Below are 25,114 nucleotides of genomic sequence, written 5' to 3'. Positions count from 1 at the left end.
CCCGATACACCAACAAGACTGAAAGGATTCACCATGGCACATACCCTTCCGGCACTGCCTTACGCCCTGGACGCGCTGGCGCCCACGATCTCCAAAGAGACCCTGGAATACCACTATGGCAAGCACCACCAGACCTATGTGACCAACCTGAACAACCTGATTCCGGGCACCGAATTCGAAAACCTGTCCCTGGAAGACATCATCAAGAAGTCCTCCGGCGGCATCTTCAACAACGCGGCCCAGATCTGGAACCACACCTTCTACTGGAACGGCCTGACCCCGAAGGGCCAAGGCGCTCCGAGCGGCGCGCTGGCTGACGCCATCAACGCCAAGTGGGGTTCGTTCGACGCCTTCAAGGCCGAGTTCACCAAGCAAGGCCTGGCCAACTTCGGTTCCGGCTGGACCTGGCTGGTCAAGAAGGCCGACGGTTCGCTGGACATCGTCAACACCACCGGCGCCGGCACCCCGCTGACCACCGACAGCAAAGCACTGCTGACCGTGGACGTGTGGGAACACGCCTACTACATCGACTACCGCAACGCCCGCGCCAAGTACGTGGAAGCGTTCTGGGGCATCATCAACTGGGACTTCGTCGCCAAGAACTTCGCGTAACCGGCGCCGCCTTTCCAGGCACAAAAAAGCCACGCTTGATCGCGTGGCTTTTTTACGCCTGCCGGAAACGCGCTTACTCCGACGGCCGGGTCGAGGTCAACCCCGTCGGCGGGCCATCGATCGCGGTCCAGCCGCCATCCACCGACAGTGAACTCCCCGAGATGTAGCTGGCTGCATCCGATGCCAGGAAAGCCACTGCCGAACCGACTTCGGAAGGCTGGCCCCAGCGGTTCAATACGGTATGGCCGGCATAAGTCCTGAAGATGTCCGCACGTTCCTTCAGCGGCGCGGTCAGGCGCGTTTCGATGATGCTCGGCATGACGGCGTTCACGCGCACGTTATACGGCCCCATCTCGGCGGCGAAGGCTTTCACCAGTTGGGCGATCCCGGCCTTGGACGCGGCATACACGCCCAGGCCCGGCTCGATGGTCACCGCACGCATCGACGAGCAAGCGACGATGCTGCCGAAACCCTGCTTCATCATCGGGCGGCCGAAGCTGCGGAAGAAATTGAACGCGCCCTTCATGTTCAGGTTCATCACTCGGTCGTACTCCTCCTCGGTGTAATCGACGATGAGCTTGCGAATGTTCAGCGCCGGCGTGCTGACCGCGATGTCGATCTTGCCGGCTGCCTTGAGCGCGTGCTGCGCCAGCGCCTCGATCTCGGCGCCATCGACCGCGTTGATTTGCCAGGCTTCGGCCTGGCCGCCGATGGCGACGATATCAGCCACCGCGCTTTGTGCGCCGGCCAGGTCGGCATCAGCGCATATCACGCGCGCGCCCAGGCTGGCGATGGCTTCAGCCGAAGCGCGGCCGATCCCCGAAGCGGCGCCGATTACCACCGCCGACTTGCCGCCGAGGTCGAACAGTTTCTTGTAGTCCTGCATGAATTGCTCCCATCGATGAAGCGGCCGGTGCGCCAACGTTTGCCGGCATCGGCCGCTTCGGTTAAACATCAACTGCGATTATTGCGTGATCCCGTTCACAGCATCCACGACAGCACCGACGTGGATTGCAGATAAACCAACACCGCCATCACCAGCAGCAGCGACAGGCTCCAGCCGATCACCTTGCGGAAGATCAAGCCTTCCTGCCCGATAATGCCGACTGCCGCCGCGCCCACGGCCAAGCTCTGCGGCGAAATCATCTTGCCCAGCACGCCGCCCGAGGCATTGGCCGCAGCCAGCAGCGCCGGCGACAATCCGGTCTCATGCGCCGCCGCCACCTGCAGCGCGCCGAACAGGGCATTGGCGGAATTATCCGATCCCGTCACCGCCACGCCGATCCAGCCGATCACCGGCGACAGGAAGGCGAAAGCCGATCCGGTGCCGGCCAGCCAACGCCCCAGGGTGCCTGTCTGGCCGGAGTAATTCATGATAAACGCCAGCGCCATCACGCACAGCACCGTGGGCACTGCCCAACGCATCTGCACCAGGGTCTTGCCGTAAGTCTCCAGCGCCTGCGACGCCGACACCTTGAGCATCATCGCCGTGATGGCGCCGGCCAGCAGCAATAGCGAACCAGCAGCCGACAAGGTATTGAGCGTAAACATCGTACCCACCGCCTTGCCATCCTGCGCGCTGATGGCCAGCCCCGGCCAGGCGAACTTGAAGGTACCCAGGCTCAGCCATTTCTGCACCACGCCGAACTGCACCATGGTGAAGATCGCGATGATCAGCGCATAGGGCGCATAGGCCAGCAGCATCTGCTTGCGCGAATGGCCGGCGGCAAGATTGCCGGCATTCCTGGTCACGTCGTTCTGGAAGGCGCCGGCCGGCAGCTTCACCGGACGCCAGAATTTCAGCAGCACCACCACCGCCGCGGCCGAGGCCAGCGCCCCCACCACATCGGCCAGCACCACCGAGAAGAAACTCGCACTGGCCCACTGCGCAATGCCAAAGGAAAATCCTGCGGTAACGGCCGCGATCCAGGTCTGGCTCAAGCCGCGCTTGCCGTCCATGATCCAGATCAGCACCAGCGGTACGAAAGCGGCCACCACCGGCGTCTGGTGGCCCACATGACGGCCCAGCTCTTCAAATGGGATGCCCGTCACCTGCGCCAGCGTGGTGATCGGCACCGCCAGGGCGCCGAAGGCCACCGGCGCGGTATCGGCCACCAGAGCGATCACGGCCGCCTTCAGCGGATGCAAGCCGATCGCCACCAGCATCGCGCCGGCGATCGCCACCGGCGTGCCGGCGCCAGCCAGCGCCTCGATCAGCGCGCCGAAGCTGAACGCGATCAGGATAGCCTGGATGCGCGGGTCGTCGCTGATCAGCGCAAAGCTGTCGCGCAGCACTGCGAAGTGGCCCGATTTCACGGTGAGGTTATACAGCCAGATCGCGTTGACGATGATCCACAACACCGTCAGCACGGAAAACACCGCGCCATACGCGCCGACATTGAATACCACCTCCAGCGGCATGCGGTACACCACCCCCGCAACCAGCCCGCAAATGAGCAACGAAATCGCCGCCGACAAGTGCGGAGAAATGCGTAGCCAGCCCAGCATCACGAACATCGACAATAGCGGCAGCATGGCAAACAGGGCCGACGCGAACAGCGATCCGTTCACCGGATCGTAGATTTGTTGAAACATGGGTCTCCTCCAATGGATATGATTTTTAAGCGCCCAGACAACGGCTTCTCATGGCCGTCTTGCGATCGGTATCGGCTGCGCTTGCCCGTGCGGCGTCAACAAGGCGCACCGGCGCGGCAGGCGTTCAAATAGGTGGATCGTTTTCTCAGGGATGCTCAGGAACGCATCAGGGATGCTTGAGCGGTGCGAAACTGGCCGGCGTCATCAGCTGGTTTTCCTGCGAAACCAGATAACCCGCCTCGGCCGACATCTTCAGGTAGGCCGCCCATTCCGGATCGGACTGCAGCCTGTCGCGCCGCGCCTGGCGGTCGGCCGCATCTCGGTACACCCAGATATGCGTATAGCTGTTCAAGCGCCCCGACTCGGCCACCAGGTAAGCCAGCGGCTCGCCCAAGTGGCGGCGCTGGATATCGAAACCGTTCTTCTCATACAGTTCCAGATGTTTTTTCAGCGTGCCCGGACGGGCGGTATAAGTACGAACATCAAGCAACATTTCTCATTTCCTTTTTTCAGGGCGAGCGCATCCCGCGAATGCAGGGCATGCGTTCGTCATCGACTTGCACGGATTGAATCCGGGGGCGCGCAGGGAACCGACGTGCCATGCGCATATGGCATCGTCAGCCGCGCCACCGGCTTTTCTGGCTATTGGATCAGCGTGGGTCAGATGCTAACCAGCGGCAAACCCGGCACGGTAGGACTTAATTCCGCTTCTATTGGATTTTTCCGCCGAATCGCAGATGCGCCGCAACACGCAAGGCGGACGCGGCTTCCCTTTTGACGGTGGGCTGTATATGCTTGAAAAAGCATGAAAACGATATGCGCGAAAAACACATGCACACAGCGCCTCGCCATGAGAAAAGCATGCTCCGAGGCTGAGTGACAAGACAGTGACAAGACAAGGACGGCCGCCACGGCGCGGGCGCGCAAGACGATGAAAGCAATCAATTTCCCGGACGACACGCCCAACTTCGAAGTTTCCGACTTCGGCGGCATCGCCTCCGAATTCGTATTCGACCTGGTCAAGCTGGAAGGCCGCAACGAGATTCCGCGCCCGTTCCTGCATCGCCACAGCTACTACCACATCCTGTGGATGACCGAGGCGCGCGGCAACCATGTGCTGGACTTCGACAACTACCCGATCCGCCCGCATTCGGTGTTCTTCATCTCGCCCGGTCAGATCCACGGCTGGACATCTGACATCGACGCTTGCGGTTATGCGATCAACTTCAGCCCCGAGTTTTTCCTGCAGATCTTTCCGCGCATCGAGGAACTGGCCGACTTCCCGTTCTTCCACATCGCCAACACCGATCCTGTGCTGTACCTCACCGCCGGCCAGCATGAAGATCTGTTTCCCCTGCTCAGGGAGATCGAAAAGGAAGTCGCCGGCGACCAGCGCTGGCGCTACGACGTGGTGCGCTCCTTCCTGCAGATCCTGTTGACGCGCCTGCGCCGCCTGCACCGGCCGCATGGCGCCGAATCGGCGCTGCCGCGCAGCTACAGCCTGACCAAGCGTTTCAAGCTGCTCATCGAGGAACACTACCTCGAATTCGGTTCCGTGCAAGACTACGCGCAACGCCTGTTCGTCACCGACCGCAAGCTCAACGAGGCGGTCAAGGCCACTACTGGCAAGACCGCCACCCAGCTCATCCACGAGCGTATCCTGATGGAGGCCAAGCGCCTGCTGGCGCAGTCGGAACTCTCCATCGCCGAGATTTCCTATCGCCTGAACTTCGACGATTTCGCCTACTTCTGCCGCTTCTTCAAAAAGAACGTGCAGATGACGCCGGGCGAGTTCAAGAAAAAGTTCTCGGCGCCGCTGGCCTGAAGCGCAGCCCCTGCTGCGCTTTCCGCCAAGAAGTCCAGCAAAACCGCAGATAAGTCCTAACGCCGCCCCGCGCGCGCGCCCTATGCTTGCAGCTGTTCACCAACAACATCCGGCATTGCGCCGGGCTACAAGAGACAAGCATGTCAAAACTCAAAACCGGCGGCCAGCTCCTGGTCGATGCCCTGCTGGCCCAAGATGCGGATACCGCCTTTTGCGTGCCAGGGGAAAGCTATCTCGATGTCCTCAATGCCCTGTACGACCAGCAGCAATCGGTACGCGTGGTCTCCTGTCGCCATGAAGGCGCAGCTTCGTTCATGGCCGAGGCCTACGGCAAACTCACCGGCCGCCCCGGCATCTGCTTCGTCACGCGCGGCCCCGGCGCCACCAACGCCAGCATCGGCGTGCATACCGCCTTCCAGGACTCGACCCCGATGGTGCTCTTCGTCGGCCAGGTCGGGCGCGACATGATCGAGCGTGAAGCCTTCCAGGAAATCGACTACCGTCGCATGTTCGGCCAATTCACCAAATGGGTGGCGCAGATCGACGATGTCTCGCGCGTGGGAGAATACGTCTCGCGCGCATTCTCGGTCGCCATGTCGGGCCGGCCGGGGCCGGTGGTGCTGGCGCTGCCTGAAGACATGCTGACCGAATCCACCTTCCCGAAGGAAATCGGCCGTGCCGACGTCCCCCAGATCTTTCCCGATCCCGATGCGCTCGAACGGATGCAAGCGCTGCTGCGCGGGGCGAAGAAGCCGCTGATGATCCTGGGCGGCTCCGGCTGGGATCAGGAGGGCCTGCGCAACATCGCGCGTTTCGCCGTGCAACAGAACCTGCCGGTGGCGGCCTCGTTCCGCCGCCAGGACCTGTTCGACAACCGCCATCCCAACTATGTCGGCGAAATCGGCATCGGCGTCAATCCGGCGTTGGCCAGGCTGGTCGGTGAAGCCGACCTGCTCATCTCGGTCGGCTCGCGGCTGGGGGAAATGGTCACCAGCGGCTACACCCTGCTGGACATCCCGCGCCCACGCCAGAAACTGGTGCATGTGATGCCCGCGCCGGAAGAACTGGGCCGGGTCTACCAGACCGACGTCAAGATCGCCGCAACGCTCAACGCCTTCGCCCGCGCAGCGGCGCAGCTTTCCCCCGCCGGCGGCGAAGCCTGGCGCGAGTGGCACAAGCAGGCTCGCGACAACTACCTGGCCTACATCGAACCACCTGCGCGCACGACGCAGTTCGACGCCGGCATGGCCGTCAAGGACATGCAGCGCATCCTCAACCAGGATGCCATCCTCACCAACGGCGCCGGCAACTACACCGCATGGGCGCATCGCTATTACCAGTTCTCGCAACCCCGAAGCCAGCTCGCGCCGACCAGCGGCGCCATGGGCTATGGCGTGCCTGCGGCGATTGCGGCCAAGCTGTGCTTCCCGGCACGCCAGGTGGTGTGCCTGGGCGGAGACGGATGCTTCCTGATGACATCCCAGGAACTCGCCACCGCCGTGCGGCATCGCCTGGGCATCGTGTTCCTGGTATTCAACAACGGCATGTACGCCACCATCCGCATGCACCAGGAAAAGAACTACCCCGGCCGGGTGATCGCCACCGACCTGAACAACCCCGATTTCGTCGCTTACGCCAAATCCTTCGGCGTCGATGCGGTCTCCATCCACCAGACCGAAGCATTCGCGCCGGCATTGGAAAAAGCGCTGGCCACGGCCAGCTCCACCTCATTGCCTTACCTGATCGAGCTGGTACTCGACCAGGAGATGCTGACGCCGCGGGCGACATTGTCGGGATTGCGCAAGACGGCGCTGGCGGAACGGATGGATGCGCAGGAAGGGACGGCAAAGTAAACCAGATACAAGGAATTGGCTTACGCCATGTTGCGCCTTGCGCAGCGGCGGACATCCCTCAAGATCCGCCGCGGCTCTCCTGTATGATCTTGTCATCCCAAGCGCTGGGCAAAAAAACAAAAGCGCCCCCAAGACCAGACAGAGACACTCCCATGAAAGACGAACGCTTGCTGGAGATGCAAGTCTTCAAGGCCGTGGCCGACCATGGCAGATTCACCGCCGCTTCGCATGCGCTGGGCGCCAGCCAGCCTTTCGTCAGCCGTACGTTGAACAACCTGGAAAAGCGACTCGGCGTGGCGCTGTTGCGACGCTCCACCCGCCACGTCAACCTGACGGAGGAAGGCAAGATATTCCTCGCTTCCTGCAACAGGATCATCGGCGACATCGAACTGGCCGAAGGCCAGATCTCCTCCACCGGCGCCTCGGCCTCGGGCGACCTGCGCATCACTGCCGCGACCTCGTTCGGGATGGACCAGATCGTGCCGCTGCTGCCAGAATTCATGGAGCTGTATCCCAATGTGCGGGTGCGGCTGTCGCTGTCCGACAACCTGGTCGACATCATCGGCAGCGGCGTCGATGTCGCCATCCGCATGGGCCACCTGCAGGATTCCATGCTGCTGTCCCGCAAGTTGTGCCATCTGCAGCGCATCATCGTGGCCGCCCCGGCCTATATCGCCCGCCACGGCGCCCCCAGGACGCCGGACGACCTGCGGCAACACAACTGCCTGCAATGGGAAGCGCCGATGGACCACCTCAACAACTGGCCCTTCATCGTCGACGGCCAGCGCATGAGCGTGGAAATCAAGGGCAACTTCCAGTTCACCAGCGGCATGTCGTCGGTCGAAATGGTGCTGGCCGGCGTGGGCATGACGCGCATGGCCGAACACTTCGCGCTGCCGGCCATCCGCCGCCAGAAACTGGTGCCGCTGCTCACCGAATACCAGGCCCAGGACGACACTGCCATCTACGCCGTCTACGCCAAGGAACGCCATGTGCATCCCCGCGTGCGCGCCTTCGTCCATTACCTGGTCGAGAAATTCAAGGAACCGCCCTGGACCCGTTGAGGCGGCCAGGGCGGGCATAAAAAAAGCCGCCCCGAGAGGCGGCCAAACACTTGCATGGTCCGATGCCTGCGCCGTTACTTGTCCAGCCGCCTGGGCAGCATCATGGTCACCGCCGCGCCAAATACCATGATCGCGCCGATGATGTACATGCCGATGTCGGTACGTCCGGTCGACACGTTGAGCCAGCCCACCAGGTAAGGCGAAACGAAGCCGGCGATGTTGCCGAAGGAATTGACGAAAGCCAGCGCCGCCGCCACCGAGGCGCCGACGAACATGCTGGTCGGCAGCGCCCAGAACAGGCTGATGCAGGAATACACGCCAGCCGCCGCCAGCGACAGGCACGCCACCGTCACCACCGGCCCGCCGTCGATGATCATGGCCAGCGCCAGGCCGATGGCGCCGATCGTCAGCATGGAGGCGAAGTACAGCCGGCGCTTGCCGCTGAGGTCGGCGCCGCGGCCCGAGAGATACAGCGCGATGGCGGCGACGATATTGGGGATGGCCGAATACAGGCCGATGTGGAACGGGTCGGCCACGCCGGCACGTTTGATCAGCGAAGGCATCCAGAAGCCGACCGCGTACAGCCCCATGATCAGGCAGAAATAAATCAGCACGAACACCCACAACTGGCGGCTGGCCAGGAATTCGCGCACGCTGCCGTGCTCGACCTTGTCGGCGTTCTCGGCACGCAAGTCGGCTTCCATCCGCGCCTTCTCGGCCGGCGTCAGCCACGACACCTTGCGGAAATCGTCGTGCATGAAAAAGAACACGACAATTCCCAGCACCACCGCCGGAATCGCCTCCACCAGGAACAGCCATTGCCATGCCTGCAGCGGATGCACATTACTGAACGCATCGAGGATCCATCCCGACAGCGGGCCGCCGACGATGAACGCCAGCGGCGCCCCCATCACGTAGATCGCCATCGCGCGGCCGCGCCGCTGCGCCGGAAACCACAGGGTCAGCAGGTACATGATGCCCGGCGCAAAGCCGGCCTCGGCCACGCCCAGCAGGAAGCGTGCGACATAGAACTGCATCGGCGTCTGCACAAACAGCATCGCCGCCGAGATCACGCCCCAGGTGACCATGATGCGGGCGATCCATACGCGTGCGCCGACCCGGCGCAAGATCATGTTGCTCGGCACCTCGAAGATCAGGTAGCCGATGAAGAAGATGCCGGAGCCAAAACCGTAGATGGCGTCGTCGAACCTGAGCGCGTCGAGCATCTGCAGCTTGGCGAAGCCGACGTTGACGCGGTCAAGGTAGGCCACCAGGTAGCAGGCGAGGATCAGCGGCAGCAGCCGCCAGTAGGCTTTTTTGTAAACGTCGGCGCCGTCGGCGTGCGCCAGCGGTCCGCTGTTGTATGCGGTAGTCATGTTGTTTGTCTCCTGAGTGGCGGTTGGCTGTATTTTTATTGTTGGGACAGATAGCGCAGTTTCCCGGCTGCCGCTCCTGCCCGGCAAGGGCGCTTCGCCGAAACGAGAGCGCCCTGCCAACGCTGGTTGCCCGATTGTAGTGGGTTGTTCTTAGTCGAACAGGTCGGGCTGCAAGTGGGAGATTTCCGCGAACAGCGTCTGGAAGTGCAGCCAGCCGATGAACTCGTTGCCCAGGTGCTCGCGCGAATAGCCGGCGAACCTGGCGTCGATTTCCTTGGGGCGGATCTCCTGGGCGGCTTCGATCATCAGTTGCATGCGGCAGCAATGGTCGAGCGCGATGAAGTGCCAGCAGGCGTCGTCGATGCTGTGGCGGCTGGCCACCAGCAGACCGTGGTTCTGGTGGATGATGGCCTTGTTGTTGGCGAAAGCGCGCGCCACCGGATGGCCGGATTCCTGCGCCACCGGCACCTTGCCGGCGCCGTCGCCCAGCACCGCGTGGTCGCCATAGAACATGCAGGCGTCCTGCGTGACTGGCGAGAGCGGGCGGCCGAATGCGGCCCAGGCGCCGCCGTGTACGGTGTGCGCATGGCAAGAGGCGACGATGTCGGGATTCTGTTCATGGATGGCCGAATGCAGCACGTAGCCGGCCTGGTTGATGGCGTACTTGCCTTCGACCACCTTGCCGCCGTGGTCGACCAGCACCAGCATCGATGCCTTGACCATCGAGAACGGCACCGCCATCGGATTGGTCCAGAACAGGTCCGGATGCTCCGGGTCGCGCACGGTCAGGTGACCGCCGAAACCGAAGGAAAAACCGTGCTTGGCAAACAGGCGACAAGCCGCGGCGAGCCTTTCCTTGCGGTGCTGGCGCTCTTCGGCGACCGTGTTGAATACCGGTTCCTGCGGAAAGATCAGGCCTTCCTGGCTGGGCTGGTAAACGGATTTGGATTTCTTCTGCTCGCCCGGTTGGGGCTTGGCTTGTGCGGCTTCCATCAGCATGACTGTCTCCTGGGTGATCGAGCAGCCATTATAGGAAGCGCCTGGCGCCGGATTAAGCACTTCGCCGGCATAGGACTTATGCAGCGGCGAACGTAAATCGGCCGCTCCGGACAGCATCGGGGATACCCCCGCGATGTGACACAATCGAGCCTGTCACCCATCCATTCAACTCCGACCTCACGGAGAACCGACATGGCCCACGTCACCTTGCATAACGCCGCCGGCTACGCCCAGGAAATCAAGGCGCGCACCCATCAGTTGACATCCGACGAACCCGAAAGCAACGGCGGCAAGGATACCGGCCCGGCGCCTTACGAACTGCTGTTGGCGGCGCTGGCCTCATGCACCTCGCTCACGCTGCGCATGTATGCCGACCGCAAGGGCTGGGATCTGGGAAGCATTTCGGTGGATGCGCATTTCGGCCGCGATGACAGCGGCTTGGAAACCATCAGCCGCAAGATCGCCTTCGGCAAGCCCTTGCCGCCGGAACAGCTGGCCCGCTTGGCGGAAATCTGCGAGAAGACGCCGGTCACCAAGACCATCCGCCAGGGCACGGCGATTCAGACGTCGATCGCGTAACCGGCGGCGCGCCAGGCGTCGATGCCGCCGGTCAGCGGCCGCACCTTCTTGTAGCCGCGCTGCATCAGCTGGCGCGCCACCATGGCGGCCGACGCCTCGTTGGGACAGGCGCAATACACCACCACCTCCTCCTCGATCGGTCCGTCGAAGATGAAGGTCTGGATTTCCTGGTTGGAGATCGTGACCGCTCCCGGAATCTTTCCATCTTGTTGCGACAGCGGCGAACGCACGTCGATGATGGTGGGCGCGATGCCCTCTTCCAGCATGTTGTTCAATTCCTGCACCGAGATGCGCGCCATTTCCAGGGACTTGCGGAAGCGGCGGCGCTGCCACCACTTGTTGGCGATGAAGGCCGCCAGCGCGATCCCGATCAGCAGCATGCCGTAATGGCCGAGCTGCGCCAGCACGCCGAGCAGGTCGTCCACCGCCGAGCTGAACAGCGAACCGAGGAAGATGCCCAGTCCGGCCCACAGCGCACTGCCGATGGCGTCGTACAGCAGGAAACTGGAGCGACGCGTGCCCATGGTGCCGGACAAGGCACTGGCGATCGAGGCAAAGCCGGGAATGAATTTGGCCACCAGCAAGGAACGCGCGCCCCAGCGCAGGTAGATCGACTCGGTCTGGCGCACGCAGGAATCCGGGGACAGCGAAATGCGGCACAGGCGCGACATGATCTGGCGGCCATAGCGCCTGCCGGCCAGGTACCAGAAGTAGTCCGCCATCAGTGCCGCGACCACTGCCACCAGCAGCAGCAAGGCTGCCGGGTACTGCCCGTTTTGCGCCAGCGCGCCGGTAATGACCAGCGTCGGATAAGCGGGCACGGGCGCGCCCAGTTGCTCGACCAGCACGTTGAAAAAGACGATGAGCAATCCGTACTGCTCGATCAGGTGGTACAGGGTTTCCATTGCATTGTCGCCATCATTCTTGCCGCATGACAAAGCGGCAAGTACATCCAGGTTGTCCGCCACGGCCAACCGCAGGAGGCCATTATAGATTTGCGGCCCGCACATTGTCCGTGCATTTGCCCGTGAATTTTCCCGAGCCTCACGGCCGGCACAACACGCAGATGGGGCCGGAAGCGCAAAAGAAAAGCGCCCCGGCGCCCGCCCGGAAGCGGAACGCGCGGAGCGCGAACGAGGAAAGACCTCGGAGAAAACCTGTACTGCCGGCGTAATGCCGTCCAGTGAAGCGCTGAACGGCATGTGCGTTGGTGCGGCCCTGACTCCGTTCGCCCTGAGTAGCTGCGCAGCAGCGTATCGAAGGGCAGGCAAGAGCGCTAACGCTGGCACGCTGGCTTCGATACGGCCCTGGCGGGCCTACTCAGCCCGAACGGACTCAGTAATGAGGGGTCAGAATGAGCCTTCACTGAACGGCATGCGCCGGCGCCTATGCCCGCCCGCTCATGCCGTTTGCCTCAAGCGCGCCTTGGCAAGGCCCGGCCGCCGTCGATGGTGCCGTTGCCGCCTTGCGGCGCCGGTCTGGTGCGCGCCAGGAACACCAGCACCGCGGCCAGCACCGAGGCGATCGACAGCGCGTACAAACCGCCCTGGATGGAGCCGGTCTTCTGTTCCAGGTAGCCGAAGGCGGCCGGCGCGAAGAAGCCGCCCAGGTTGCCCAGCGAATTGATCAGCGCCAGCACGGCGGCGGCAATGCGGCCGTCGAGATAACCCTGCGGGATCGGCCAGAACAGCGAAGACGCCGCCTTGAAGCCGATGCCGGCAAAGCACACCGCCACGAAACCGACCACCGGGCCGCTGCGGGCAGATACCGCCATCCCGACCGCCGAGATCAGCAGCGTCAGGGCCACCCAGAACTGCTGCTTCTTGAAGCGCCCGGCCAGCACCGCGAACAGGTACATCGCGACAATCGAGACGATCCACGGGATGGAATTGAACAGGCCGACCTGGAAGTCGTTGAAATGCCCCATTTTCTTGATGATGGTCGGGAGCCAGAACGTGGCGCCATAGATGGTCAGCTGGATGGCGAAGTAGATGAAGCAGAACAGCACGATCTGCGGGTCGCGCAGCAGCGTGAACGCCGAGACGTGCGCCGGGCGGCTGGCGGCGCGCTGCTCCTGTTCGGCGGCGATCACGGCAGTCAACGCCTGGCGTTGCTCGGGGGTGAGCCATTTGGCGTCGCGCGGCGTCGAATCGAGCAGGAACCACACCACGAAGCACAGCGCCATCGAGGCCCCGCCTTCGATCAGGAACATCCATTGCCAGCCATGCAGGCCGCCCCCCTGGATCAGCAGCAAGGCGCCGGTAATCGGCCCCGACAGGATGGAGGCGATCGCCGAACCGGAAAGGAATACCGCCATCGCGCGGCCGCGCTCATGGTTGGGCAGCCATTGCGTGAAGTAATACACCACGCCCGGGAAGAAACCGGCCTCGGCCACGCCGAGCAGGAAGCGCATGAAATAGAAGCTGCTTTCGTTCTGCACAAACGCCATGCAGGCCGCCACCAGGCCCCAGGTGAACATGATGCGGGTCAGCCAGGCCTTGGCGCCATAGCGCTGCAGCAGCATGTTGGACGGCACCTCGAACACCGCGTAACCGACGAAGAACAACCCGGCGCCCAGGCCGAAGGCGGCGGCGCCGATACCGAGATCGGCGGCGAGGTGGGTGCGCACGAAACCGATATTGACGCGGTCGATGTAGTTGACGATGAACATCACCACGAACAGGGGCAGGATGCGCCACTTGATCCTGGCGACCGCCGTGGTGAGCGTAAGATTGGCCGGATCGGGGACGCCGGCCGGCGTTGCGGAAGTGTTCACGAGCTTGCCTCCTCTTTCAGGACTCGGTATTGCGCGTTGATGGAAAAACCGGTATTGCCTGCGCTCTTGCTTTTTCTTGTGCTTCTGCTGCGCTTTGCTGCTGTTCTATTTCTCGGCCTTGCCTGCTTCTCCATCGTCCTGACGAAAGTCAGGACCCAGTGTCGTTCAACGGTCTCTGAGTTTTAGCAAAAGCCACTGGATCCCGGCCTGCGCCGGGATGACGGAATACTGGTGCTCAGCGCACCAGGCAAGGTTTCTTGTTATCGAACTTCCAGCCCGGGATGAGGTACTGCATGGCCGCCGCGTCGTTGCGCGCTCCCAGGCCCATGTTGCGGTACAACTGGTGCGCCGCCTCGATCTGCGCCATGTCGATTTCCACGCCCAGGCCCGGCCTGGTCGGCACCTTGACGCGCCCGCCCACGATCTGCAGCGGCTGCCGGGTCAGGCGCTGGCCGTCCTGCCAGATCCAGTGGGTGTCGATGGCGGTGATCTTGCCGGGCGCGGCGGCGGCCACGTGGGTGAACATCGCCAGCGAAATGTCGAAGTGGTTGTTGGAGTGCGAACCCCAGGTCAGTCCCCACTCATTGCACATCTGCGCCACCCGTACCGAACCCTGCATGGTCCAGAAATGCGGGTCGGCCAGCGGGATGTCGACCGACTGCAGCGAGATCGCATGGCCCATCTCGCGCCAGTCGGTGGCGACCATGTTGGTGGCGGTCTGCAGGCCGGTGGCGCGGCGGAACTCGGCCATCACCTCGCGCCCCGAATAACCGTTCTCGGCGCCGCAAGGGTCTTCGGCATAGGCCAGCACATGATGCTGGTCGCGGCACAGGCGGATCGCGTCCTTCAACAGCCAGCCGCCGTTGGGATCGAGCGTGATGCGCGCATCGGGGAAGCGCTCGGCCAAGGCGGTCACGGCGGCGATCTCGTCCTCGCCGCGCATGACGCCGCCCTTGAGCTTGAAATCGTTGAAGCCATAGCGCGCAAAAGCGGCTTCGGCCAGCCTGACGATGGCTTGCGGCGTCGTCGCCTCTTCATGGCGCAGGCGCATCCAGTCGTCGGCCTCATCCTCTGCCGAGAGGTATGGCAGGTCGGTCTTCTTGCGGTCGGCCACATAGAACAGGTAACCCAGCATTTCCACTTCATCGCGCTGCTGGCCCTGGCCCAGCAGCGCCGCCACCGGCACTTCCAGGAACTGGCCGAGCAAGTCGAGCAGCGCCGCCTCCAGCGCAGTCACCGCATGGATGGCAATGCGCAGGTCGAAGGTCTGCTGGCCGCGGCCGCCGCTGTCGCGGTCGGCGAAGGCGGTGCGCGCACGGTTCAGAATCGCCTGGTAGTTGCCGACCGACTGCCCCACCACCAGCGTGCGCGCGTCGTCCAGGGTCTGGCGGATGCCTTCGCCGCCCGGCACCTCGCCCACGCCGGTATGGCCGGCGCTGTCGGTCAGGATGACGATGTTGCGGGTGAAATATGGCCCGTGCGCGCCGGAAAGGTTGAGCAGCATGCTGTCGTGCCCGGCCACGGGAACCACGCGCATGTCGACGATCCTGGGGGCGCCGCGAACGGCTGGTGCGGTTTGGGTGCTGCTCATGCTGGCTGACTCCTGGTTGGCGCCGCGGCGGCGGCGTGTCTCTGTGGTGCTGGTGCGCGCTGCCCGATGAAGCGGGTTGAGGCGCGGTGCGACCTCGTCCCTTCAAGCACATTTGGTAGCGCTACCAAATTAATTTTCGATGATGGTAGCGGTACCAAATTGAGGTGTCAACTGTTGATTTCAGGCATCGGGAAAAGACATGGAATCCGCCCCGGAAGATCAGGACAGAGACTTGAGACGAAGGAAAACGATACGAAACAGCAGGCGAAAAGCAGGCAGCTTAAGCCTGGCGGCACTCACACCAGCGCATACGCGACGATGGCTGCGGCCGCCACATCGATCGCCAGCACCAGTGCCCCGCCCAGGCGGCGTTGCATGAACGCGCCCAGCGCCCAGAACCCCGCCAGCAAGGCGCCGCTGGCCACCAGCAGACGCAGGTAGGACTGTTCATCGGCGATCCATAACAGCGCCGCGGCTGCCGCCAGCAAGAGCGCGAACTGCAGCATGGCCAATACGTTGGCGATGCGCGGCAACTGGATGTCGTAACGCCGGCGCGCCGCCGCCAGGTCGAACGGCGGATAGGGATCGGGCGCGCCGGCCGGCCGCCAGCCGGGCGGCTTGAACCATATTTTCAGCTTATCGCGCCAGCGCGGCATCAGGGCGGCGCTGCGCGCCAGTTGCCAGTAGCCGGAACACACCGCCCACAGCGGGTCCCAGCTTTGCAGCGGCGTGCGGGTGCCGTAGACCGCAGCTTCCTTTTCTTCGGCGAAGGTGCCGAACATGCGGTCCCAGATCACCAGCATGCCGCCGTAGTTCTTGTCCAGGTACTGGTCGTTGACGGCGTGGTGCACGCGATGGTTGGAAGGCGAGGAAAACACGCGGTCGAACCAGCCCAGCTTGCCGACGTGCTCGGTGTGGATCCAGAACTGGTAGACCAGCACCACCAGCCCGGCGATGCCGAACTGTTCGGGCGACACGCCCAGCAACGCCATGGGCAGGTAGAAGATCCAGCCGATGAACACCACCGTGCTCTCCTGGCGCAACGCGGTGGAGAGATTGAAATCCTGGCTCTGGTGGTGCACCGAGTGCGCCGCCCACATCAGCGCATTCTCATGCCCCATGCGATGCAGCCAATAGTCGAAGAAATCGAACAGCAGGATGGCGGCAATCCATCCCAGCGCGCCCTGCCAGAAACGCGCCGCCGGAAAGATCGCGAAGGCCCGGTAAGCCATCGCATACAGTCCCACCTGGAACAGCTGCGTCACCAGCGCGACGAGCTGGCTGATCACGCCCTGGCTGAGGCTGCTGATGGCGTCGGCCAGGCGATAGGTATTGCGCCGGCGGACATAGCCATACGCGAATTCCACGCCGATCAGCAGCAGGAAGACGGGAAGGACATAGACAATGATCTTTTCCATGGGGGAATACGGCGGGCCGCGACGCAGGCGAAGCGCTCATTATGCCGCGAAGCAGCATGCAGCGCAGGAGCGGCCCATTCCTCTACATCGGCAGATGCCGTCGCGCAGAAATCCGGCTATTTTTTGCGCCGCAACCATCCGCCGCGCAAGCCATGGCAGCCCTCAGGCGCTCTGCCGCCTGATGATGGAAAAACCCACATCGACAATCGGCTCGTCGATCTCAAGGCCGGCGGCGCGGTCGATGATGAACTGCGCCGCGCGCTGGCCGATGCCGGTGCCGTCGATGCGCACCGTGGTCAGTTGCGGCTGCAGGTCGCGCGAGAATTCGAGGTCGCCGAAGCCGACCACGGCCAGTTGTTCAGGGATGCGGATGCCGCGGCTCTGGGCCTCGATCATCACGCCCAGCGCCAGCAAATCGGAGCTGCAGAAGATGGCATCCATGGCAGGCTGGCGTTCCAGCAAATCGGCCAGTCCCTTGCGGCCCTGGCCCAGCGTGGTCGGCGCGCTCACATGATGCATCGCCACCGGGGCAACGCCGGCCACCATACCCAGCGCCGCGGCTTCCCTGGCGAAGGCATTCATGCGGCGCTGGCTGCGCTCATCCTTGCCGCCCACCACCGCCACCACGCGCCGCCCGGCGCCATGCAGGTAACGCGCCACCTCGCGGCCGATGTCATCGTGCGAAAAACCGACCAGCATATCGATCGGCGTCGGCGTCAGGTCCCAGGTTTCGACCACCGGAATGCCGCTGGCCAGGAGCCGCTTGCGGGCCTCGGCCGAACGCATGATGCCGGTCAGCACCACGCCGTCGGGACGGCGGCCGATGATGGCTTCCAGCAGCGCATCCTCGCGCGAATTCTCATAACCGCTCTGCCCCAGCATCACCTGGTAACCGGCCGCGGCCAGCGATTCGGTGAGCGTGTGGACGATCTCCTGGAACACCGGGCCGATCACCGTCGGCACCACCACCGCCACCAGCCGGCTCTTGTTGGAAGCGAGCCCGCCGGCCAGCAGATTGGGCACGTAGCCGGTGCGCTCGACCGCGTCCTTCACCTTCTGCAGCACCTTGGGCGAGACCGCCGACGGCGTGTTCAGCGCGCGCGAGGCAGTGATCGGCGCCACCCCGGCCAATTGCGCGACGTCGCGCAGCGTGATGCCGCCGGCGCTCTTGCGGCTGGCGCGACGGCGCGGCTCGGCACTGTCGTCATCGCGCGTGTCGGCGCGGCGGTCGGGCTGGGCTGGAGGGGCATTCTGTGACATGCGCGCATTCTAGCATCGCCACTGGTAGCGTTACCAAAAGGACAAGTCCGCAATGGCCGACTAGATGCAAGCGCAGGCCGAAGCAGCAGCAGGGCCTGGCGCGCCCGATCTGCATCCCCAACTTCACCATCGCGCACATGCAGCAAGCCATCGTGGCGAGCGCCTGGCCAATCCGGATTTCGCGCCGAAGCGGGATTGAATCCTCCTTCGTCACAACATCTCCAGCGCAATGAAAAAACCGGCATGCGCCTAATACCGTTCAATTAAGGCTAATTCTGAGCCCCCATCACAGAAGCCCGTTCGGGCTGAGTAGGCCCGCCAGGGCCGTATCGAAGCCAGCGCGTCAGTCTTACCGCTCTTGCCTGCCCTTCGATACGCTGCTGTGCAGCTACTCAGGGCGAACGGAGTCAGTGCTCTTTACAAACAAAAATGCCGTTCAGCGCTTCACTGAACGGCATTACCGGCATGCACCGATTTTTCTCTTCATCGGCAAGATCGCCGGTCATACGGCCATCATGCGGCAGCCGGCAGCGGCGTCGCCTTGTGGCCCTTGATGCGCAACACCATCACCGCGCCCACCAGGCAAGCCGTGCCCATCAGGATCGACGACAACGTGTAGTTGCCCAGCGTGGCGCGCATGTAGCCGGCCAGCGTGGTGGCGGTGGCCGCTCCCAGCTGGTGGCCGGCGACGATCCAGCCGAACACCACGGGGGCAGCCAGGCGACCGAAGACGTCGTTGGCCAGGCGCACGGTGGGCGGCACGGTGGCGATCCAGTCCAGGCCGTAGAAGATGGCGAAGATGGCCAGGCCGTAGTACTGCAGGCCGAAGGCGTAAGGTAGGAAAATCAGCGCCACGCCGCGCAGGCCGTAGTACCAGAACAGCAGCACGCGCGGGTTGTAGCGGTCCGACAGCCAGCCCGAGAGCGTGGTGCCCACCAGGTCCAGCATCCCCATCGCGGCCAGGATGGATGCGCCGCCGACTTCGTTGATGCCGTAGTCGTTGCACATGGCGATGAACTGGGTGCCGATATAACCGTTGGTCGACAGGCCGCAGACGAAGAAGCTGAAGAACAGCAGCCAGAAATCGGGCATGCGCACCGAGCTGCGCAACGCGCCGAAGGCGATCGCCAGCGGGTTCTTCTTGCTGGCGGCGGCCTCATCGATGTCGGCGGTCTGGCCGACCATCTTCTGGCCGATGGCGGCCGGGCTTTCCGGCAGCAGCAGCCACACCAGCGGGATCGCCAGGAGCGCCACGGCCGACACCAGGAACGCCACCGAACGCCAGCCGTAAGCGCCCACCATGGACGCCATCAGCGGCAGGAACACCATCTGCCCGGTGGCCGCGCTGGCCGTCAGCAAACCCATGGCGAAACCGCGCCGCGCTTCGAACCAGCGGCTGACGATGGTGGCGCCCAGCGTGTTGGCGGCCACGCCGGTGCCGGCGCCCACCAGCAGGCCCCAGGACAGCAGCATGTGCCATGGCATATGCATCAGGGTCGACAGCGCCGTGCCGCTGGCCAGCAGCATCAGCGCGCCCAGCACCACGCGGCGGATGCCGAAGCGCTGCATGGCGGCCGCCGAGAACGGGCCGATCAGGCCGTACAGCGCGATGTTGACCGAGATCACCACCGAGATGGTGGAACGGTTCCAGCCGAACTCCTGCTCCAGCGGCAGGATCATGACCGAGGGCGTGGCGCGGATGCCGGCCGAGCACAGCAGCACGAGGAAGATCACGCCGACTACGACCCAGGCGTAATGGAAGCGCGGCGTGACGGCGTTGGCGAGCGATTGGGTAAGCTTGTTCATGTTGTATTTCTGAAGGAGGTTTGGCGGAATCTGTCTTGGTCTTGTATCGGTGTGTCGGCCGGCCAACGCTGGCGGCTAGATGTCCTGCAGCTTGCCGTAGGCGTCGTTGATCATCTCGGTGAGCTCGCCCGCCAGCCTGGGGCCGAGCTGACTGTCGATCTCATCCTGGGCGCGGCGCCAGTTGGGGCGCGCTTCATCGAGTTTCTTGCGGCCGGCGGCCGTCAGTTGCAAGGCGAAGGAACGCTTGTCCAGGTGTTCCTCTGCCGGCAGGTCGACCGTCTCGATCCAGCCCGCGGCAATCAAAGGCTTGAGCGCCCGGCTCAGGGTGCTGCGATCCATGCCCATGTCGGTCGCCAGCCCGATATTGGCGACCGGCCCGCTGCGGCCGATACGGCTGATCAGCGAATACTGGGTAATGGTGAGTCCGTTGGGCTGCAGATGATGGTCGTAGATGACCGTGATCTTCCGCGTCAGGCGGCGCAGCGGGGAACAGGTGCAGATGTCGTTGCTCATGGACGATCCTTGGGGCTGGATGATCCTGCGATGGGCGCCTGATCATTTATATGCATATACATCGATGTGTATGCATCATATTTTCCAGGCAAGGAACTGTCAAGGCTTCTGTTGGGATCGTTTTACCCGCCCATGCGCTGCTGCCGCCGTGCGATGGGCAGGCGGAAGAAAACCGGGTTGGCGGTTCGGTGCGCTAAAGACAATGTGCAAAAACATGACCGGCGGCAAGCCGGCCAGGCGCCTCAGGCGCGCTTGGTGAGCTTGGTGAGCTTGCCTGCCTTGGCGGGCGGCTTGTCCTTGGCGGACTTGGCGTCCGTGCCTTTGGGCCCGGCCGCTTTCTTGGCTTTGCTGGCCTTGCCCTTCGGCCCGTCGTCGGCCGCCTGTTCCTGCAGCAACGCCTCGTTGGCGGCCTCGCGCCGGCGCGCCACCGATTCCAGGCGTTCGCGCATGATGCTGTCGGCCTGCGGGCCGGGCACGATGGCGTAGTCGCGCGCATTGATTTCACGGCCGCTGTTGCGGTCCACCAGCGCCAGGTCGACCTGCTTGCCGGTCTTGGTGTCGACCAGCATCACGCTCGGGCCTTCCGGCGCGAAGTGCTTGTTGCCCCAGGCATTGAGCGCAATGATGATGCTGCGGAAATCGCGGCCGAGGTCGGTCAGCACGTATTCGAAGCGCGGCGGACGGTCGTTGTACTGGCGGCGCTCCAGCATGCCGGCATCGACCAGGGTATGCAGCCGGCGCGTGAGCATGTTGGGCGCGATGTCCAGGCTTTTCTGGAACTGGTCGAAGCGGGTCAGCCCCTGCAGCGCGTCGCGCAGGATCAGGATGCTCCACCATTCGCCCACGCGCTCGAGCGTGCGCGCCACCGGGCATTGCATGTTGCCAAAACTCTTGCGTTCCATATCGGCTCCTTGGCGGCGTTTTTCCGCTATCATCAGTTACTATCATTTTGCAATGATGATGGAAGTATATCTCAATCCAAACGGGAGATACCGTGAAAGAACCGATGTACCTTGAAGACTTTGAGGTGGGGCAGGTTTTCCGCCATCCGGGCGGCGTGGCCGTGACGGCCGATGCCATCAAGCAATTCGCCGGGCAGTTCGACCCCCAGCCGTTCCACCTGGACGAGGCCGCCGCGCAACAGTCCTTCTTCGGCGGCCTGGCCGCCAGCGGCTGGCATACCGCCGGGCTGACCATGCGCATGCTGGTCGATACGCTGCCCATCCACGGCGGGCTGATCGGCGCCGGTTTCGAGGAATTCCGCTGGCCGCGCCCGACCCGGCCGGGCGACGTGCTGCGGCTGGAAGCGGAGGTGCTGGGCATCAAGTTTTCGCAGTCCAAGCCGTTACAAGGCTTCCTCTACCATCGCGTGACCACCTACAACCAGCACGACCAGGCGGTGCTGGTGATGACCGGCAACCTGCTGGCGCCGCGCCGGCCGCAATAAACCGTCCGGATGCCGTCCGGAATGCCGTCAGGCCGCGTCCGGCTGGTGCGAAGGATGCGCCTGCTGGAACGCCGGCAAGGCGTTACAGGCGTCCTCGATGGCGCACAGCGCCGGGTAAGGCTGCATGTCGACCTCGAAGCGGCGCGCATTGAAGATCTGGGGCACCAGGCAGCAATCGGCCATGGTGGGCATGTCGCCCACGCAGAAATGGCCGCGCGTGTTGTCCGCCGCCAGTTGCTTTTCCAGCGCGTCAAAGCCGAGCTTGATCCAATGCCGGATCCATTCGTTCTTCTGGTCGTCATCCACGCGCAGCTCGTGCTTGAGATAGCGCAGCACGCGCAGGTTGTTGAGCGGATGGATCTCGCAGGCGATGGCCAGCGACAGTTCGCGGATATGCGCGCGCTGCGCCGCATCGCCCGGCAGCAACGATGGCATCGGGAAGCGTTCTTCCAGATATTCCAGCACCGCCAGCGATTGCGTCATATGGTGGCCGTCGTGCTCCAGCACCGGCACCAGCGCATGCGGATTCAGCTGCGCAAAGGCCGGCAGGAACTGCTCGCCGCCGCGGTTGAGCAGGTGCACCGGCACCGTGTCGTAGGCCTGCCCTTTCAGGTTCAGGGCGATGCGCACACGGTAAGAAGCCGAACTGCGGAAATAGCCGTAAAGGGTTGTCATCCTCGTTCCTCCTTAGGGAAATCCTGTATCGAACTCAGGCCAGGCTGCGCGCCGGCAGCACGGTGCCGGCCACTTCGCCGAAACCGATGCGCGGCAGGCCGTCGCGTAGCGCCCATGCGCGCATGACGATGGTATCGCCATCCTCGATGAAGATACGCTTTTCGCCGCCGGGCAACGCGATCGCCTGCTTGCCGCCGCCGGTCAGCTCCAGCAACGACCCCGCCTGTTCCGGCAGCGGGCCGGATTGGGTGCCCGAGCCCAGCAAATCGCCGGGACGCAGGTTGCAGCCGTTGGCGGTATGGTGCGCCACCAGTTGCGACACGCTCCAGTACGAGTCGCGGAAGTTCGACAGCGACAGCCGCTGCGGCGGCTGCCCCGCTTCGCGCATGGCGCGGGTCTGGATCAGCACTTCCAGCTGCAGGTCGAAGGCCCCGCCCTGGCGCAAGGCGGCCGAGTCCAGATAGGGCAGCGGCTGCGGATCGCCCGCCGCGCGCGTCCAGGCGCAGCGGTAAGGCGCCAGCGCTTCCAGCGTGACGATCCAGGGCGAAATGGTGGAGGCGAAACTCTTGGACAGGAACGGCCCCAGCGGCTGGTATTCCCAGGCCTGCACGTCGCGCGCCGACCAGTCGTTCAACAGGCACAGGCCGAATACCTTGTCCTCGGCCGCATCCATCGTCACCGGCTCGCCCAGCGCGTTGCCGCCGCCGATGAAGATCCCTACTTCCAGTTCGTAATCCAGCCGCTTGCAGGGGCCGAAGGATGGCGCCTCGGAATCCGGCGCCCGGGTCTGCCCGAGCGGACGACGGAACTGCTGGCCGGAGACGCCGATGGAAGACGCCCGGCCGTGATAACCGATCGGCACCCATTTGTAGTTGGGCAGCAGCGGATTGTCGGGGCGGAACAGCTTGCCCACCGCGGTGGCGTGGTGGATCGAGGTATAGAAGTCGGTGTAGTCGCCGATGGCGGCCGGCAAGGCGTACTCGGCCTGCGCCTGCGGTGCCAGGCAGGCGGCCAGCTCGCTCTGGTGCGCCGAACCGGCGCGCAGCACATGCGACAGCGCCAGCCGCAGTTCGGACCAGGCCGCCGCATCAAGCGCCATCAGGGCATTGAGCGTGGAACCTTCAGCTGCCGCATGCGCCGCCTTGCGCGCCAGCTCGTCGAAGCCGGAAAAGGCGCCGGCCGCATGCGCGGCCTGCAAGTCGAGAATCTGGTCGCCGATGGCCACGCCGGCGTGGAAGGCTTCATCGCTGCCGGCGCGGCGGAACACGCCATACGGCAGGTTCTGGATCGGGAACGGGCAACCGTCGGCATTGGCGCTTTCCACCCAGCTGCGCAGTGCGGTATCGTGGGTTTCGTTCAGTCGTACGCTTGGCTGGTTCATGCTTGCTCCGGGTTGAAGTTCTTCTGGATGCCCAGCCAGCAGTTCTGGTAATCGCGCTGCAGCGTGGGCGATTCCAGCGCATGGCGGGTGGGACGGATGATGTTGCGCGTCTCGAACATGAAGGCCATGGTGCTGTCGACCTTGTTGGGCTTGCTGGTGTCGGCGCGGCTGGCCTTCTCGAACGTGGCCGCGTCGGGGCCGTGGCCGCTCATGCAATTATGCAGGCTGGCGCCGCCGGGGACGAAACCGCCGGCCTTGGCATCGTACTCGCCGGTCACCAGTCCCATGAACTCGCTGGCCACGTTGCGATGGAACCAGGGCGGGCGGAAGGTATCCTCGGCCGCCAGCCAGCGCGGCGGGAAGATCACGAAATCGAGCGTGTCCACGCCCGGGGTATCGCTCTGCGACTGCAGCACCAGGAAAATCGACGGATCGGGGTGGTCGTAGCTGATCGAGCCGATGGTATTGAAATGGCGCAGGTCGTATTTGTACGGCGCGTAGTTGCCGTGCCAGGCCACCACGTCCAGCGGCGAATGGCCGAGCTTCGCCTGCCACAGCTTGCCGCCGAACTTGGCGACCAGCCGGAAGTCGCCTTCGCGGTCTTCGTACCAGGCCTGCGGCGTGAGGAAGTCGCGCGGGTTGGCCAGGCCGTTGGAACCCAGCGGGCCGAGGTCGGGCAGGCGCAGCAATGCGCCGAAGTTCTCGCACACATATCCACGCGCCTGGCCATCGGGCAGCCGCACCTGGAAGCGCACGCCGCGCGGGATCACGGCGATCTCCTGCGGCTCGAGGTCGAGCACGCCCATTTCCGTGAGCAATTGCAGGCGCCCCGCCTGCGGCACGATCAGCAACTCGCCGTCGGCCGAGTAGAAGAAGCGCCCGCTCATCGACTGGTTGGCGGCATAGATGTGGATGGCGCAGCCGCTCTGCGCCTCGGGCGAACCGTTGCCGGCCATGGTCACGAGGCCGTCGATGAAATCGGTCGGCGCCGCGGGCATCGGTTGCGGGTCCCAGCGCAACTGGTTGGGCGGCGTCGGCACGCCGTCGAAATGGCTCAGCAACTTGCCGCCGTCGATCGGCACGAAGGCCTCGTGCACCGCAGCCGGACGGATGCGGTACAGCCACGAGCGGCGGTTGTGGCCGCGCGGCGCGGTGAAGGCGGTGCCGGAGATCTGCTCGGCATACAGGCCGTAGGCGACCCGCTGCGGCGAGTTCCGGTGCGCCGGCAAGGCGCCCGGCAAGGCCTCGGTGGCGAACTCGTTGCAAAAGCCGGACTGGTAGCCCCGGGCAACGGCGGCAGCCTGCGCCGGAGGCGATTGTGCAATGCTGTTCATGCGATTTCTC

At 64.0% G+C, this 25,114-nt stretch carries 22 protein-coding genes; 6 read left to right on the top strand and 16 right to left on the bottom strand.

What is annotated here, in order from left to right; genetic code table 11:
• Nucleotides 1-33 precede the first annotated feature (33 nt).
• Complete coding sequence (gene sodB / locus FB598_RS09610) at nucleotides 34-612, top strand: superoxide dismutase [Fe] (RefSeq protein ID WP_141913383.1); 579 nt, start codon at nucleotides 34-36, stop codon at nucleotides 610-612.
• 73 nt (nucleotides 613-685) lie between these two features.
• Here the strand turns inward: sodB and FB598_RS09605 are convergent, their stop codons facing one another.
• The 3 genes from FB598_RS09605 to FB598_RS09595 all read right to left on the bottom strand — a co-directional run bounded on the left by FB598_RS09605 (nucleotide 686) and on the right by FB598_RS09595 (nucleotide 3,700).
• On the bottom strand, nucleotides 686-1,498 hold the full coding sequence (locus tag FB598_RS09605) for an SDR family NAD(P)-dependent oxidoreductase (RefSeq protein ID WP_141913384.1): 813 nt from the start codon (nucleotides 1,496-1,498) through the stop codon (nucleotides 686-688).
• Nucleotides 1,499-1,593: 95 nt separating this feature from the next.
• On the bottom strand, nucleotides 1,594-3,207 hold the full coding sequence (locus tag FB598_RS09600) for an L-lactate permease (RefSeq protein ID WP_141913385.1): 1,614 nt from the start codon (nucleotides 3,205-3,207) through the stop codon (nucleotides 1,594-1,596).
• A gap of 166 nt (nucleotides 3,208-3,373) precedes the next feature.
• Entirely contained in the window at nucleotides 3,374-3,700 is a 327-nt protein-coding gene (locus FB598_RS09595) for an NIPSNAP family protein (RefSeq protein WP_141913386.1), read from the bottom strand.
• A 438-nt stretch (nucleotides 3,701-4,138) separates the two neighbouring features.
• Here FB598_RS09595 and FB598_RS09590 point away from each other — a divergent pair, with 438 nt between their 5' ends.
• The 3 genes from FB598_RS09590 to FB598_RS09580 all read left to right on the top strand — a co-directional run bounded on the left by FB598_RS09590 (nucleotide 4,139) and on the right by FB598_RS09580 (nucleotide 7,949).
• Complete coding sequence (locus tag FB598_RS09590) at nucleotides 4,139-5,032, top strand: helix-turn-helix domain-containing protein (protein ID WP_141913387.1); 894 nt, start codon at nucleotides 4,139-4,141, stop codon at nucleotides 5,030-5,032.
• Between the two features lie 140 nt (nucleotides 5,033-5,172).
• Complete coding sequence (locus FB598_RS09585; RefSeq protein ID WP_141913388.1) at nucleotides 5,173-6,885, top strand: thiamine pyrophosphate-binding protein; 1,713 nt, start codon at nucleotides 5,173-5,175, stop codon at nucleotides 6,883-6,885.
• A gap of 152 nt (nucleotides 6,886-7,037) precedes the next feature.
• Nucleotides 7,038-7,949 (top strand): LysR family transcriptional regulator, encoded by a 912-nt coding sequence (locus FB598_RS09580; RefSeq protein ID WP_141913389.1) that lies wholly within the window; start codon nucleotides 7,038-7,040, stop codon nucleotides 7,947-7,949.
• A 74-nt stretch (nucleotides 7,950-8,023) separates the two neighbouring features.
• On the opposite strand, the gene FB598_RS09575 is transcribed toward FB598_RS09580, so the two are convergent.
• Both FB598_RS09575 and FB598_RS09570 read right to left on the bottom strand, forming a co-directional pair.
• Nucleotides 8,024-9,325: an MFS transporter gene (locus tag FB598_RS09575; protein WP_141913390.1), complete on the bottom strand. Its 1,302-nt coding sequence runs from the start codon at nucleotides 9,323-9,325 to the stop codon at nucleotides 8,024-8,026.
• A gap of 150 nt (nucleotides 9,326-9,475) precedes the next feature.
• Nucleotides 9,476-10,324, bottom strand: a complete 849-nt coding sequence (locus FB598_RS09570) for a class II aldolase/adducin family protein (protein ID WP_370454691.1) — start codon at nucleotides 10,322-10,324, stop codon at nucleotides 9,476-9,478.
• 192 nt (nucleotides 10,325-10,516) lie between these two features.
• Between FB598_RS09570 and FB598_RS09565 the strand changes: the two genes are divergently transcribed.
• Nucleotides 10,517-10,903, top strand: coding sequence for an OsmC family protein (locus tag FB598_RS09565; protein ID WP_141913391.1), 387 nt, complete (start codon nucleotides 10,517-10,519; stop codon nucleotides 10,901-10,903).
• Here FB598_RS09565 and FB598_RS09560 read toward each other — a convergent pair.
• The 8 genes from FB598_RS09560 to FB598_RS09525 form a co-directional block, all read right to left on the bottom strand.
• The gene (locus FB598_RS09560) at nucleotides 10,885-11,808 is read right to left on the bottom strand and encodes a DedA family protein/thiosulfate sulfurtransferase GlpE (protein WP_141913392.1); all 924 of its coding nucleotides are present in this window, start codon (nucleotides 11,806-11,808) and stop codon (nucleotides 10,885-10,887) included. The genes FB598_RS09565 and FB598_RS09560 overlap by 19 nt on opposite strands.
• 509 nt (nucleotides 11,809-12,317) lie before the next feature.
• Nucleotides 12,318-13,679, bottom strand: a complete 1,362-nt coding sequence (locus tag FB598_RS09555) for an MFS transporter (RefSeq protein ID WP_141913393.1) — start codon at nucleotides 13,677-13,679, stop codon at nucleotides 12,318-12,320.
• A gap of 235 nt (nucleotides 13,680-13,914) precedes the next feature.
• A complete protein-coding gene (gene gudD, locus FB598_RS09550; protein WP_141913394.1) occupies nucleotides 13,915-15,270 on the bottom strand; it encodes a glucarate dehydratase in 1,356 nt (451 codons plus the stop codon).
• A 296-nt stretch (nucleotides 15,271-15,566) separates the two neighbouring features.
• Entirely contained in the window at nucleotides 15,567-16,688 is a 1,122-nt protein-coding gene (locus FB598_RS09545) for a sterol desaturase family protein (protein ID WP_141913395.1), read from the bottom strand.
• A gap of 162 nt (nucleotides 16,689-16,850) precedes the next feature.
• The gene (locus FB598_RS09540; RefSeq protein WP_141913396.1) at nucleotides 16,851-17,948 is read right to left on the bottom strand and encodes a LacI family DNA-binding transcriptional regulator; all 1,098 of its coding nucleotides are present in this window, start codon (nucleotides 17,946-17,948) and stop codon (nucleotides 16,851-16,853) included.
• Between the two features lie 513 nt (nucleotides 17,949-18,461).
• Entirely contained in the window at nucleotides 18,462-19,754 is a 1,293-nt protein-coding gene (locus tag FB598_RS09535; protein WP_141913397.1) for an MFS transporter, read from the bottom strand.
• A 75-nt stretch (nucleotides 19,755-19,829) separates the two neighbouring features.
• Nucleotides 19,830-20,267, bottom strand: coding sequence for a MarR family winged helix-turn-helix transcriptional regulator (locus FB598_RS09530; RefSeq protein WP_141913398.1), 438 nt, complete (start codon nucleotides 20,265-20,267; stop codon nucleotides 19,830-19,832).
• A 242-nt stretch (nucleotides 20,268-20,509) separates the two neighbouring features.
• Nucleotides 20,510-21,169 (bottom strand): helix-turn-helix domain-containing protein, encoded by a 660-nt coding sequence (locus FB598_RS09525; protein WP_141913399.1) that lies wholly within the window; start codon nucleotides 21,167-21,169, stop codon nucleotides 20,510-20,512.
• 92 nt (nucleotides 21,170-21,261) lie between these two features.
• On the opposite strand from FB598_RS09525, the gene FB598_RS09520 reads away from it, so the two are divergent.
• A complete protein-coding gene (locus tag FB598_RS09520) occupies nucleotides 21,262-21,714 on the top strand; it encodes a MaoC family dehydratase (RefSeq protein WP_370454692.1) in 453 nt (150 codons plus the stop codon).
• A gap of 27 nt (nucleotides 21,715-21,741) precedes the next feature.
• Here FB598_RS09520 and maiA read toward each other — a convergent pair whose 3' ends face one another.
• Genes maiA through hmgA form a run of 3 tightly spaced genes read right to left on the bottom strand, consistent with a single transcriptional unit; the run spans nucleotide 21,742 to nucleotide 25,104 of the window.
• Nucleotides 21,742-22,389 (bottom strand): maleylacetoacetate isomerase, encoded by a 648-nt coding sequence (gene maiA / locus FB598_RS09515; RefSeq protein ID WP_141913400.1) that lies wholly within the window; start codon nucleotides 22,387-22,389, stop codon nucleotides 21,742-21,744.
• A 34-nt stretch (nucleotides 22,390-22,423) separates the two neighbouring features.
• Nucleotides 22,424-23,770 carry a fumarylacetoacetase gene (gene fahA / locus FB598_RS09510; RefSeq protein WP_141913401.1) on the bottom strand — a complete coding sequence of 449 codons (1,347 nt, stop codon included), beginning with the start codon at nucleotides 23,768-23,770 and terminating at the stop codon, nucleotides 22,424-22,426.
• Nucleotides 23,767-25,104 (bottom strand): homogentisate 1,2-dioxygenase, encoded by a 1,338-nt coding sequence (hmgA, locus tag FB598_RS09505; protein ID WP_141913402.1) that lies wholly within the window; start codon nucleotides 25,102-25,104, stop codon nucleotides 23,767-23,769. Before hmgA ends, fahA begins: the two co-directional genes overlap by 4 nt.
• Nucleotides 25,105-25,114 lie beyond the last annotated feature (10 nt).

The sequence above is a fragment of the Herbaspirillum sp. SJZ106 genome, from assembly GCF_006715495.1.
Lineage (GTDB): Bacteria > Pseudomonadota > Gammaproteobacteria > Burkholderiales > Burkholderiaceae_D > Herbaspirillum.
The sequence above is the reverse complement of the archived record's forward strand: the minus strand, read 5'-3'. Positions and strand labels throughout refer to the sequence as shown.